Source organism: Acidihalobacter yilgarnensis (assembly GCF_001753245.1).
Lineage (GTDB): Bacteria > Pseudomonadota > Gammaproteobacteria > DSM-5130 > Acidihalobacteraceae > Acidihalobacter > Acidihalobacter yilgarnensis.
Genome location: NZ_CP017415.1, coordinates 2,109,456 through 2,121,610 on the forward strand (window position 1 = coordinate 2,109,456; position 12,155 = coordinate 2,121,610).

17 protein-coding genes and 1 pseudogene are annotated in these 12,155 nt (G+C 57.6%); 2 read left to right on the forward strand and 16 right to left on the reverse strand.

What is annotated here, in order from left to right:
* Positions 1-175: 175 nt before the first annotated feature.
* The 3 genes from BI364_RS10065 to BI364_RS10075 form a co-directional block, all read right to left on the reverse strand.
* The gene (locus tag BI364_RS10065) at positions 176-1,162 is read right to left on the reverse strand and encodes a DUF3150 domain-containing protein (protein ID WP_070078622.1); all 987 of its coding nucleotides are present in this window, start codon (positions 1,160-1,162) and stop codon (positions 176-178) included.
* A gap of 62 nt (positions 1,163-1,224) precedes the next feature.
* Entirely contained in the window at positions 1,225-1,434 is a 210-nt protein-coding gene (locus BI364_RS17910; protein ID WP_156782706.1) for a hypothetical protein, read from the reverse strand.
* Between the two features lie 155 nt (positions 1,435-1,589).
* Positions 1,590-2,045 (reverse strand): nucleoside/nucleotide kinase family protein, encoded by a 456-nt coding sequence (locus BI364_RS10075; RefSeq protein WP_070078624.1) that lies wholly within the window; start codon positions 2,043-2,045, stop codon positions 1,590-1,592.
* Between the two features lie 203 nt (positions 2,046-2,248).
* On the opposite strand from BI364_RS10075, the gene BI364_RS10080 reads away from it, so the two are divergent.
* The gene (locus BI364_RS10080; protein ID WP_070078625.1) at positions 2,249-2,467 is read left to right on the forward strand and encodes a hypothetical protein; all 219 of its coding nucleotides are present in this window, start codon (positions 2,249-2,251) and stop codon (positions 2,465-2,467) included.
* A gap of 39 nt (positions 2,468-2,506) precedes the next feature.
* Here BI364_RS10080 and BI364_RS10085 read toward each other — a convergent pair whose 3' ends face one another.
* From BI364_RS10085 to BI364_RS17915, 10 genes and pseudogenes are all read right to left on the reverse strand, one after another.
* Complete coding sequence (locus BI364_RS10085; protein ID WP_156782707.1) at positions 2,507-2,845, reverse strand: type II toxin-antitoxin system PemK/MazF family toxin; 339 nt, start codon at positions 2,843-2,845, stop codon at positions 2,507-2,509.
* Between the two features lie 218 nt (positions 2,846-3,063).
* Positions 3,064-3,924 (reverse strand): WGR domain-containing protein, encoded by an 861-nt coding sequence (locus BI364_RS10090; RefSeq protein ID WP_070078627.1) that lies wholly within the window; start codon positions 3,922-3,924, stop codon positions 3,064-3,066.
* A 4-nt stretch (positions 3,925-3,928) separates the two neighbouring features.
* On the reverse strand, positions 3,929-4,888 hold the full coding sequence (locus BI364_RS10095; protein WP_070078628.1) for an AAA family ATPase: 960 nt from the start codon (positions 4,886-4,888) through the stop codon (positions 3,929-3,931).
* A gap of 199 nt (positions 4,889-5,087) precedes the next feature.
* Positions 5,088-5,984: pseudogene (locus tag BI364_RS10100) on the reverse strand (YqaJ viral recombinase family protein); the annotation flags it as partial.
* Between the two features lie 305 nt (positions 5,985-6,289).
* Positions 6,290-7,036 (reverse strand): hypothetical protein, encoded by a 747-nt coding sequence (locus BI364_RS10105; RefSeq protein WP_070078629.1) that lies wholly within the window; start codon positions 7,034-7,036, stop codon positions 6,290-6,292.
* Positions 7,037-7,125: 89 nt separating this feature from the next.
* Positions 7,126-7,644, reverse strand: coding sequence for a hypothetical protein (locus BI364_RS10110; protein WP_197495668.1), 519 nt, complete (start codon positions 7,642-7,644; stop codon positions 7,126-7,128).
* Positions 7,586-7,882 (reverse strand): hypothetical protein, encoded by a 297-nt coding sequence (locus BI364_RS10115; RefSeq protein WP_070078631.1) that lies wholly within the window; start codon positions 7,880-7,882, stop codon positions 7,586-7,588. The genes BI364_RS10110 and BI364_RS10115 overlap by 59 nt, the downstream gene beginning before the upstream one ends.
* A gap of 120 nt (positions 7,883-8,002) precedes the next feature.
* A complete protein-coding gene (locus BI364_RS10120; RefSeq protein ID WP_070078632.1) occupies positions 8,003-9,106 on the reverse strand; it encodes a ribonucleotide-diphosphate reductase subunit beta in 1,104 nt (367 codons plus the stop codon).
* A gap of 165 nt (positions 9,107-9,271) precedes the next feature.
* Complete coding sequence (locus tag BI364_RS10125; protein ID WP_156782709.1) at positions 9,272-9,460, reverse strand: hypothetical protein; 189 nt, start codon at positions 9,458-9,460, stop codon at positions 9,272-9,274.
* 46 nt (positions 9,461-9,506) lie between these two features.
* Positions 9,507-9,665 carry a hypothetical protein gene (locus BI364_RS17915; RefSeq protein ID WP_156782710.1) on the reverse strand — a complete coding sequence of 53 codons (159 nt, stop codon included), beginning with the start codon at positions 9,663-9,665 and terminating at the stop codon, positions 9,507-9,509.
* A 143-nt stretch (positions 9,666-9,808) separates the two neighbouring features.
* Here BI364_RS17915 and BI364_RS10135 point away from each other — a divergent pair, with 143 nt between their 5' ends.
* Positions 9,809-10,000, forward strand: coding sequence for a hypothetical protein (locus BI364_RS10135; RefSeq protein ID WP_070078635.1), 192 nt, complete (start codon positions 9,809-9,811; stop codon positions 9,998-10,000).
* 68 nt (positions 10,001-10,068) lie between these two features.
* Here BI364_RS10135 and BI364_RS10140 read toward each other — a convergent pair whose 3' ends face one another.
* The 3 genes from BI364_RS10140 to dnaN form a co-directional block, all read right to left on the reverse strand.
* Positions 10,069-10,293: a hypothetical protein gene (locus BI364_RS10140; protein WP_070078636.1), complete on the reverse strand. Its 225-nt coding sequence runs from the start codon at positions 10,291-10,293 to the stop codon at positions 10,069-10,071.
* Between the two features lie 279 nt (positions 10,294-10,572).
* Positions 10,573-10,839 (reverse strand): hypothetical protein, encoded by a 267-nt coding sequence (locus BI364_RS10145; RefSeq protein ID WP_070078637.1) that lies wholly within the window; start codon positions 10,837-10,839, stop codon positions 10,573-10,575.
* A gap of 10 nt (positions 10,840-10,849) precedes the next feature.
* Entirely contained in the window at positions 10,850-11,998 is a 1,149-nt protein-coding gene (gene dnaN, locus BI364_RS10150; RefSeq protein WP_156782711.1) for a DNA polymerase III subunit beta, read from the reverse strand.
* Positions 11,999-12,155: the final 157 nt, after the last annotated feature.

Consider the following 12,155-nt stretch of genomic DNA (forward strand, 5'->3'; position numbering starts at 1 on the left):
TGTGCCGAAAACCGGCGAATTATTTGTGATGTGTGTCCTTGCGATGGTCGGAATCGTGCTCGTTCCACCACACGACGATGCCGAAAGCCACCACAAGAAGGGTCACAACGATCAACCCGGGTACCGGCTAACGTGTTCCATTGATATTCTCACACGTGGCTGTAGCAGACGGAATTTACCAGATGACAGCTGTCTCGCTCTCGATTTCTCCATCGGCATCAGCTTCGCATTCTGCTTCTGCTTGGGTTTCGACCTCAAGATCTTCCGCCGTCACGGTTTCCGTTCCGGTTTCAGTCCCGGCGGATAACAGATCAGACGGCAGCGTGACATCAAACAGCTTTTGCCCATTCTTCAGCGCGCGCGCGAAGTCGCTTTCTTCGCTCAGGCGAAGCAGCATCTGACTGAGCGCAAGCGCGTGCAGCGGGCTGTAATCCGCGTTGCGGATGCCGCGAGGCACGCTGGCCAGTATTTGCTTGAGTTCCTGCGCAATGAGACGAAGCGGCGGCGCGATGTAGCCCAACCCCTCGACCTTGCGCGCGATTTCATCGAGCGCGGAAAGCTTGGCTTTCGGCGTCTGCGATCCCATCGCCTGCGCTGCGCGCTGCGCCACTTCGTGCAACGCGCTACCCAGTACGCCCTCGCGGACAATCCCTTCTTCAGAAGGCACCAGTTCGATGGTCTTGGGATTCAGATACTCGAACCTCAGCTGCTCGTCCAGGTAGTCCTTCGAAGGCTGCGCAGCGCTGACCACGCTGATAAAGGCATCGGTATGTTCGAAGCCTTCGGCGTCGCACGATTCTCGCAATGCAGCCAGATGTTGCTCACAGACTTGATCGTAGTGGTCGAGCAGAAGCTGCTTCTCGGCGTAGAACTCGGCCTTGATGGTTTCGAGTTCGCGCAGCAGTTCATCCTGCCGGCCCGGGTTGATGACCCAACCAAAGAACTCCGAACGGGTCGCATGCTGCATCAGCAGCGAACGCGCGCGGCCGCGTTGTTTCGCCAGGGGGTTGATGGCTTCCTGCGGCAGCACAGACTGACGCAGCAGCGGTTTCATGGCCTGCGGGATATGGTCAATCCCCAGGATGCGCTTGATGTCGTTCTCGCCGGCCAACCGTGACGGCGAGATCAGCGAGATGGCGACATTGAATACATGGACTTTCATGCGTCCTCCTTGTTGCCCGTGTGGGCAAGTGTTCAGTGACCGAAGCCGAAGCGACGGATGCGTCAGGAAAGAGAAGGGTCTTTCGGCCCAATGTGGAAATCGTGATCGCCGCACTCTGGCGGACAAGGCTTCAGATAACCGGCCTCGCAGTCTTCAAGAACTTGGCCGCAGGGCGCGATATCTCCCAATTTGCAGGCGCACTCGCCAGGGGAGTACAAGCCGTCGAAGCCGTTGGCTTCCAGGTAATTGATGATTATTTCGATAACACTCATTACGCCACCTCCGAATCGAGCAACATCCGGTCGACGACGCACTGCAGATCGTGAATCGTTCCGTGGTTGGGGACGATTTTGTCTACAAGCGCTTCGGCCAGAGCAGTTTCTGAAATATGCGCAGATACTGAAGAAATGCCCGTCCGTTCAATACGCTAAAAAAACGCATTCAGCGACATGAGCGCAGCGTGTTCATTCGGGAATCTCATGTCTGATACGACATGATTCATCTGTGGCTCGGCACGGATGTCTGGAATAACCGGCTCAACGAAATAATCCGGCTCCTTCGCCCGGCGGAAATCTCCCCATCGCTGGAGGATATAGCGCGGCGAAAAGACAGCGTCCAATTTCGGCCCATCTTTAGCCACGAGGTACGCCGTGAAGTCCGCCTTATGGCAGCGACTTAGTTTCAGCGCGTCCATCGGTCGCTCCTTGGTATCTCGCCTTGCGAGGACCTTGAACGGCACATCGAACGCCGCCGAAACCTCTTCGTATAACAGGTCTGCGAACGCATGGCGTTTGAATCCGTGTGCGCTCACCAGATAATTGGCGACCGTGTCCTTTCCGGAGCCGGCCGCGCCCGTGAGTCCTAAGATCATCTTGATCTCCATAGGTGTTCAGCCGACAGGCTGATAATGAATCAATACTCCAACTCAGAGCCGTTGGAGAGGCTGTTACGGCGAAGCCAGACAGGCTTTGCGGTAAGAGCGGTTAACTGTCAGCGTTGATTGCGATGAGTTGCATTCCGTTGTCTTTTGGTATGCTTTAGGCAGCTATTAGCGGCAAACACAGTTGCGAAAAAGAGGCAATGTCTATGTCCGATGAACTTGACTACGAATCGCGCGTGAGTGAGCGTAAACGGAATCGAATACCGCTTTCTGAAACGGACGATGAAAACCTAGAACACACCCTGTTTTTTACCGTCTTCTTGACGCCTGAGCAGCAGGCTGAAGTGCGAGGCACGGACGATTACTTGGAAAAGCGGCGGCTCATTGTTCGATATTCGGAAGAGTTCGCGGAAAGCGATGATTGAATATGCGCGCCACTTATAATCAGGTGGCGCGCATTATGCTTAATCCTTCATGCCTGCTGCGAGCGCAGCGTAATATAACTTGCGTAATGTTTGCTTAGGCAAAGAAGATACGTGCCCTAGCTTTTTCTTGACATCGACAATGGGAATATTCACTCTTTTCCCAAAATCAATCCTGCTCGATCGCGACAATCCAATCATGATGGCTTCTTCTTGGCTTAAAACTATTTCCGTTTGGAAAGCCTCGACAAGTTTTTGTGTCGAGATATAAACCAGCCTGGCGGAGACTGGCGTAGTTTCCCACACCAAAGCCGGCCTATATTTTTTAATTTCGTTTTCCATGTTGGGAAATAAGGCAAGCACAATATCGCCTTCTTTCACGAAGACCTCCAAACCTGACGCACCAGGTGTTTACCGGAGGTGCATATTTCCCGCGCCGGGGCCATATGCCCCGCCGGGGTTAAAAAATCCGCAATGCGGAATTCGATAATCCGACTCAAAGCCGTCGGAGAGGCTGTTACGGCGAAGCTCGTTACGCTTTGCGGTAACACAGCCGGAAAGGCTGGAAAATGCGCCCCCAATCAATGGGGGCGATGTGATTACCAGTAAACGTACTCAGAGGTGTTCGCATCTTCAAGAATGCGAACCTTTGTGTCGTTCGTAAACCAGCGCTCGCGCACAGCGCGCACCAGGTTTTCCTCTGGGTACCCTTGGGGGATTTTTATCCGATCCCAGTCCAGGCAGATACCCAATTTTCCCTTGTCGTCATCTACAGCGGAGAAACCGTCGGCGTTTCGAATCAAAACGGCAAGAAACAACGGCACGGTCAACTGATGCAGCGACTCGCCGTACTCCAGCGTTCCGCTGCCCCCACCATTGAGAGACAGCCAGCCGTCGCGGCTCACGTTGCGCTCCATAATTGCCTTGCGCGCTATTGGGCTCAACAAGCCATCTATGAACGCTTGCGGCGGATAACCGAAATGAAGGTCGTCGTCATCTACGGCGGAAAAAGTCACCTGCCCTTCTGGCGTCAGATGAACGCAAGGCGCCAGTCCCGCCGTATTCAGCACGGTATTGACCAGCGTGACCGCATCATTGAGATGGTCGATAGTTATAGGCTTTGGAGCTAACCATGCGACGCTGCGACCCGGGTTGGCGGGCGGTTCTTCCGAAACACCCTTGCCGACAAGCACCCCGTGTTCCAGAAACTTTTCGTCAAAGAATCGTTCCTGGTCGAAGTTGGGATCATTTGCGACAGCCGGGCCATAACCTTTTCGGGTTTTTTCATCCACTTTGGCGCGGGCACAGGCATTCGCTTTATAGGGCGAACTGAACGAATAGGTTTTCACTTGCCCCTTGGTGCCGTTACGCCCCCAGAAGACATAACACGTGCGGTTTCTGACGGAGACGGCCCAGAACTTGTCTGAGCCGTTTTTATCGTGGAAAAGGACGCTTTCCATAGCATCACCCCAGGTTCAAGCCGAACATCCGCTGGAACACTTCTCCGACAGCTGTGCGTTCGGTTTCGCCGAGCATGTCGAAATAGGCGTCGGCAAAGGCCTCTCCAATGTCTCGGAAAGCCAGCGTAGAACCCGCCCACTCCTTGAGGTTGCGAACCGTGAATGGCAGAGAGACTTCCTGCTCGGCCACGAGCGACCTGATAGCGCAGGCCGTTTCGACCATCAATGAAGACAAGGTCTTGTTGGTCTCAGGCAGTTCCACCACCGCGTTGATGCGCGGGAACGACCGCGTGATGATCTGTTCTTCCAGGTCGGGGGGCAGGTAATTCACCCGCAATCCGGCGAACCGGGAGCGCGTCGCGCCATTCTGAGCCTGGGAGCCGGCGTAAATGCCGGACTCGTCGATCCCGCCAGCGGTGTTGGCGGTGACCACGAATGTCACGTTATCGGCCGCCTTCACGGTTTCGCCGGTTTCCGGGATGGTGACCTCCCCGGTTTCCAGCAAACGGTTGAACTGCGCGGCCACCGTCGAGGGCGCCATGTTGAACTCATCGAGCACCACGATGGCGCCGGGTTCCCGCATGGCCTGAGTCAGCGTGCCGTAACGAAACGCCGTCTCGAACCCGTTCTTGCTTTCAGCCGCCTTGAGCTCGAAGGTTCCCAGCAGCTCGCGCAAACTGGTTTCCTCGCCGATGCTGATGACGTGGACGGGGCGCTTGAGACGCGCGCCGACCTGAACCATCAACTCCGTCTTGCCGCAGCCTGACGGACCGTGTATCCACATCGGTTTGCGGTTATTGATGTTCTTGAGCACGCGCTTGAGATTGCGATACTCGAACACATAGTTCGGGTCCGGCTGGACCTGCTCGTGGTCGCCCAGCGGGCAGATCTTGTCGAGCGGGATCTGCTTGGTATCCGCCACCGGAGAAGTCACGCCGAAGGCGTCGTAAAGGGAAATACTCATGAGTTATCCTCCTGATGGAGGCGCACACCCCTGTTCGGGGTATGAGCCCCGCGGGGGTTGATGGAAGGCCGGTTGTACGGTCCGGCTCCGTTGATGGAATAACGTGCACTGGCGCGCTATCCGATCAGCCGAATGTTTGGCGTTATTTCAGCACAAGGGCATCACCGGCCCGTTTGGGCCGGTGATGCCTTGAATCAAATCACCAGGCGAACTGACCCTCGCCTTCCTGTTGCTCGGCTTGCGCCGATTCCGCGATTGCGGCCTTGACATCAGCTTTGGCTGCCTTTTCGGAAACTTCCGAGGAAGGCGCCATGCGCACCTGCTGGCGCGGCTTCTTGCGATAGCCGTCCAGTTCCGCGTCACTGAGGTTCGGCAACAGGTCCTCGCGGACCTTGTTCCAGTCTACTGATCCCTGGACCTGAAAACGTGTCAGCTGCACGCCGAACGCATTGGCCCTGACGAATTCACCCATCAGTTGAACGAGCTTGTCCTGCTCGGCACCCATCGCCTGCTTGAGGTCCTTCACCTGTTCCTCGAGACGTTTGAGGTTGGACTGATGTTCGAGCCAAGCGCCGGCAGATGCTTTCCAGGCGCGAATGTCCGCCAGATTCTCGGGCACGAACTCATCGCGCTCGGGGTCCTTGGGCGGTTCTTTCCGGTCCTTGACCATCTGCCAGAAGGCCACGCCAGCTACGAGTATTTCGTCGATCGCCTGCGGGTCGCGCGCGATCTCGAACTCTTTCCAAACCTCTTCGCCGGTGTCGCTCTCTTCTGGTGTCAGATAAAAGCAAAGCACGCCCTTGTCAGCTTCGGTCACCAGCATCTGGTGCTGTACCTGCCACCAATACAGCTGGTAGGCCTCTGATGCCTCGCCTTGCTCAAGCACCTCCGCCATCACGCTGGATGACGGCGCCTTGAGTTCGACCGGGATGCGTTTATCTGTCAGACCGTCGAGCGAAGCGCGGAATAACGGATTTGCCGACCATTCGGCGCAGACAGGCAGCAGAACAACGTTGTGTCGTTCCTCATAGCATTGACGCGCTCTGTCTTCATTGCCCACGCCACGCCTGACGTTGGGGTTTCGCGACAAATCTTCGGGGCTACCTTGCCCGTTTTTTCAGCCCACAGACGCCAGGGGGTCTTGTACGGACTATGCCCGTGGTCACGGGGCTTTCGCTGGCCGTGATGCCATTTCTTCGCCAGTCGAGCCAGGCCTCTGACTTCTGGTCGAGATTCACTATCTTCACATTGATTACCTCCTTGCCGTCCAGTCAGTAAGGCGGACGGTGCCGTCATGAATCGGCGGTTACGGCAAAACCGGCTGGGCTTTGCGGTAATGAAATCCAGAGGTTTTTATTGGGGAATGAAGTGCCCGGATTTACCCGGGCACTCAAAGGGTTTTCAGTGATGGCTGTGCTCGCGCACGTCTTCATAATCCATCGCCTCGTCCAGAGGCATGGGTTCGAAGAAATCCGGGTCGATTTCCGGCGGCAGTTCCGCCGGCTCCGGTTCGGTCGCCGCAGGTTGCCGACGCTCGTCCAGATGCACGACCTTGGGATGCTGCACGCGCGGGGTGTCGGGATTCAGACTGACCCGCGTCTTATGGATGATGGCCGAGACGATCGCGGCGGCTTCCTCGGCATAAGCGCCCGAGAAATGCACTTCCTTGCCGCGGCGCACCGCGTTGACCACCTTCTCGATGGACTGACGGCCTTCCGACTGCCAGCGCGCACACATGTGCGCCGTGTAATCGCCGGCAAAGCCGGCCGGAGGCGCGAACGCTCCGCGTTTTCCGGGCGTGGTGTCGACCACGATCCGGTTTTTCGCCGCCGCCTTGATTTCGGCTTCGGCCTGCTTCAAGGCTTCCGCTTCCGCCCGCTTGCGGGCTTGGGCTTCCACCTTCTCACGCGCTGCCTGTTCGGCACGCGCGGTTTTTTCCGCTGCAGCGGCCTTGAAGGCGGCTACAGGCGCTGCCGCCGCTTCACCTGACGCGCGAGCGACAGGCTCGACCGCTTTGGCGGCCTTTCTGGCAAACAGCTTCGTACCCCTGAACATGAGGCGCAAGGGCAAATAAACCATCATCGCAATGATGGCGGAATCGAACAGGAAAAGCATGAAAAACCCGACTGCATTTTCCACTTGTTGCATGATAAACCTCCCATGGTGAGGCTGATGTTCAGCGGCGTCCCGCTGATCGTTTGTTCGACCTATGCCCCGGTCGAAATAGGGTGAAAACCCTAAGGCGCGGTCGCGCCATCATGGTGAAAGATCATGCGGGCGGCGCGCAGCGTATTGACGCTCAGCTGGCGACCAACCCACGGCACGCGAAACACGTATTGGTCGCGCACGGCGTCGTATGTCACCTCGTCGCCATCCGGCGTCCAGGCGGCTACGTCGAGCAGATACGACTGACGCACCAGGGCCGAATTGAAGGTTTCTTCGTCAGGCAGGCGTGAGCGCCACCAGCCCGTCACCAGTTCCCGATAGTCAGGCCCCAGTTTCTCTGCGGCCTGAAGACCCGGTTCCCACCAGATTGCGCTGACGCCTTCGCCCGGATTGAAATCGCCCACGGATCGAGGCGGCAACCGGCGAAAAGCCAGCAGCCTGTCTGACCTTACTAAAAACTGCAGACGGCGCTTGTGATGCGCTTCTCCCGTCAACCCGTCTTCCGGGTCAACGAGTTCCAGCACCTGACCATCAAGGGCGACGCTGATTCGGCCTTTGAGTTTTTTCATCAGCGGATGATTGAATGACATGGTGTTCCACCACTCCTTTGGGGTTGCTGTTTTTTCCGATGAACTGCCGGTACACGACCGACATCGGCTCGTCTCTGATTTCCCAGGTCACGAACCGTCCTTTGCGTTCGATCAGGTAGGCGGTTTTACCGCCGAAGATCGACCAAAAATGATGCGTGGCGTCAGGCGTTCGACACGCGCAGGAATCCTGCACGCGCGCGCCGCCCATGGCCGCCGCGAGTTCGGCAATAATGCTCATTGGGGTTTCCTCTCGATTGCTCCGCGAATGAAGGGAGGCGGAGACTCCGGTCTTCTGCTTCGCTTCGAAAAGCGGTTCAGAAGACCGCCGGCTGATGCCGGCGGGAGGAAGGTGGAGGTATCAGTCCCAGCTTAATGCGCCGCCGGTCTGATATTCAGTGACGCGCGTCTCGAAGAAATTCTTCTCCTTGCGCAGGTTCGCCTGCTCGTCCAGCCACTCGATCGCGTTCTCCGCGCCCGGGAAAGGCTCTTCGAGGCCGAGCTGCTTGGCGCGGCGGTTGGCGACGAAGCGGAACTGGTCGCTGTGCATCTCGGCGGTGTAGCCGAGGATCGGGTCGGGCAGGAGGTAGCAGGCGTAGCCGCTTTCGGCGGCCTCGGCCTCGTCCCACATCTCGCGGATGGCCTTGGGATCGGGGCGGATGTTTTCCTCCAGCATGATCTGCTTGGCCACGCGGATGCCGAAGCTGGCGTGCATGACCTCGTCGCGCATGATGTATTGCAGCTGTTCGGCGGTGCCCTTCATCAGGCCGCGGCGCTGCAGGGCGAAGATAGGGGTGAAGCCGTTGTAGAACCAGCTGCCTTCGAACACGGCGGCGAAGAAGATGTACGCCATGAGGAAGTTCATCAGTTCGCCGCGGTCCTTGAGGTCGATGTCGGGACGCAGGACGGAGTCGAGCCGGCGGTTGGCGATGCGGATCTTGGCGTGGATCTCGGGGACCACGCGATAGCGGTTGTAGATCTCGCCCTGGTCGAGGCCGATGGTTTCGATGCAGTGCTGGTAGGTCCAGGTGTGCAGGGATTCCTCGTAGACCTGGCGGGCCTGGTAGATCTGCAGCTCGGGCGCGGACATCTTTTCCATCACCGCGAGGCCGATGTTGCGCATGGCCAGGATGTCGGAGGTAGTCAGGTAGGCGAGCACGTTCTCGTAGACGTGGCGTTCTTCCAGGGTGAGCTTGTGGAAGTAGTCGTGCACGTCGGAGGCCATGTTGATGTCGAGCGGCGTCCAGTGGTTCTTGTTGGCGTTGAGGAAGTAGTTCCACGCCCAGGGGTACTTGAACGGCGCGAGCTGGTTTACGTCGGTGAGGCCGTTGACGACGCGCTTGTCGTCGGCCTTGACCGGCTGGCTCTCGCGTTCATCTTCGGCGGACCCGATAATGTCTTGCGCACCCGCGTTATCAGGCTCGCGCCTGACTGCGGGCGCAAGCGGATCGTCCCAGTCTTTCATGACGAGGCTCCTGTGGTTTTTAAGGGATAGGCCGGGCTGCGCGCCGGCTGACGTTGAAACCAGACCCTATGCGTGCGGGCATCCGGATAGGGTTTGGCTGGCCTAAAGTCGATGGGATAGCGTGACAGCCGCAGCGATGGCGGCGGAGTCACCCGCGACGGTGGATTACCGCCGCGAGTGTTTTTCCACGAAATACAGGACCATCATCAGCAGGCCGCTGATGATGCCTGTGCCTGTCGGAAGCCAAAAACTCACGGCTCCGCTCATGAACATGGAAACGAATACGGCCGAAAAAGTCGCGGCTACCAAAACCCAGGCGATCGCATGACGTGCTTTGGCGTGTGTTCCGTTCATGTTCGTGCTCAAGGGCTGTTGGCGGGCGTGCATGGTCTGCTCCATTCTATTTCGAAAGGAAAAGCAAGACAAATGACACGCCCGCCGCGAGCGCGGTTGCCCCGATATCCCAGGGCGTCGGGTCACCACCTGCAGCCAGGTGCTTCATCCCGAGCACAACCGCTCCCCACAGCCCGAGAGACATCAGTCTCAGGGCGTGTTTCATCTTCATTTCCTCATTCTTGATTAACGTTGGCGTTGTTCGACGGAGAAGGCCGTCGATCCTTTGGAGAACCCCATCATTCTGGCATGCCCAGGAAGGCATGCTAGGATGATGGCATCTCTCAACAAACACACATGAGGGCATCGATGAATACCGAAGACACCATCGACTTTGTCAGCTACCGCAAGCGTCCCGAAGTGCGCAACCGAGTGCTCACCCGTCGGCACGAGCGTCTCCGCAAAGAGAAGCCGGATCTGGCCGAAAAGCATCACCGACTACTGGAGGCAATCTTCGAAGATCCGGAAGTACAGAAAGTCTGCGAAGAAAACGACATTTAGACGCCGCCAGGCACCGAATCGAGTAAAAGAAGAGCCCGCATCAAGCGGGCTCTTCGCGATAGGGCGTATCAGTTGTACCGATACCCCGCAAGAAAGCCGTGAACCTCCTCGCTGGACAATCCGATCCTGTCGGCCGCCTCCCAGACCTTGGCTTCCGCCAGATCCGGATCTTTGGCATACAGGGCGTCGAAACGCGCTTCCAACACCGCAAGCGGCCGCACGCGACGGTCACGCGAATGCAGGTTGATGAACGCAGCGACGATAGGGTTTTCACGGTCGTTAATCATGGTCATGACAGTTCTCCTCGGGGCCGCTACTCCCTGAAGAAAATCTCATGTCCCATCCGCGTAGCGGAGAGGACATCATGACTCCCATCGCGGGAGAGATGTCCCGCAGATGGGTGCAATGTCCGGGATGCCTCCCGGAAGTTGTCTTGCGATAAGCTCGCAAGCGGCTATGTGAAATCTGATCGTTACGCCTGGCTGCCCACGCTGTCAAGCGCTCGCATATCGGGCATCGCTCAATGCCTGAAATGCGCCGCCCCGAAGGGCGGCAAATCGGTGTTAATTACGTTATGGGAACAGCCGGATTTGACCCTGGCTCTCCAATTTTGTGCGATACGACTGATCAGTGCAGTGCTCGATCGCCTGAACCTCCGTCTTGCAATATTCTCCGCATTCGGAACAAACCCAGTATTCGACCTCGCTGATCGTTGGCGGACAGCATTCCCGCGCCTCGTCATAATCCTCGTATTCCGCGCCGCATTCTTCGCAGCGGAATAGTTCTATTTTCTCGACGATGTGATTCGCCGAAAAATCTGGTTCGTTCAGGGTTTTCATTGGCACCTCCTTAGATGAGGCACTGAGACAGCGTGACCGAAAGTTCCGGGTCCTCGCTGGTCAGCAGCATCGGTTTGTTGCTGGACGCGATGTGGATGCTGACTTCTTCCCCGGACAATACTGAAATTGCGTCCTGCAAATAGCTGAGCGTAAAGCCAACCCGACAGGTGTCACCCTGATACTCGCAGTCGATCTCAATGTTGCCGGCATCGGCGCTCATCGCTGAATGGGCATTCAGCGCCAGCTTTCCGGGAGCAATATCCGCGGCCACGGCCCGATATTTCGCATCAGAAAAACCGCCAATCAAATCGACGGCCTCACGCAATTGCTCACGGTTGACCACGACCGGTGTCGGCACTTCTTTCGCCAGTATTCGACGATAATCCGGGTAAGTGCCGTCGAGCAGATTGGTGGTCAGGGCAAAGCCCTCCACCTCGAAGCGCGCTTGATGCTTATTCAACTTGATGACCATCGTCCCGTTGCTCTTCGGCAATGCACGGCTCAATACCGTCAAGGCTGCATGCGGAATAATTCCGCTCACCCCGGAGGCATCACCCGTGTAGATCATGCTCTGTACCAGGCAACGGTGACCGTCGGTAGCCACGCAGGTGGCGATTCCGTCGTCGAGCTGCAGATAGGCCCCGTTGAGATAGGTGCGCACGTCGTTTTCCGCGGCGTGCATAGCGGTGGACTTCATGGCCGCGTGCAGCGCCGATGTGCCAACCTCGATGCGGGTATCGTCTTCACCCGGTTTTTCTGGCATCGGGAAATCGCCGACCTCATAACTCGCCAGCGTGAAGCGGCCACGACCGCAGGTCACCTTGATCTTTGGCTCAACACCTTCTTCCGGCATGAATTCGATGTATTCGCCAAAACCGCCGGAAGCGATAGCCGTCAGCTTGTCCAGTGGGGCTGTGAACATTGCGTTACCGCCTTCGGCAGGCAGCATCGCGAACGCCCAGGACTTCAAATCTGTCGCCGTGATGACGAGCGTATCCTGTGTCACCGATACCAGCACATGACCGAGTATCGGCAGCACGTTCGCGCGCTTGACCAGCGCGGCAACACGACCGAGCGCGTCGGCCAGCGCCTTGCGTTCCACTTTGAACATGAGGTATCTCCTGTTTAAGACGCGCACGCAAAAGCCCCAGACGCGCAAAACGCGCGCACGGGTATCCCGCGTACACAAAAACCAATAGGAAGTGCGCCGTTCGGCGCGAATGAGTGCGGCGATTGCCGCGGTACAGATGTCCGGTTGCCCGGGAATTCAGTCCGGCGTTGCCGGAATCATTGGCCGCGATGCGTTCGCGGGGACG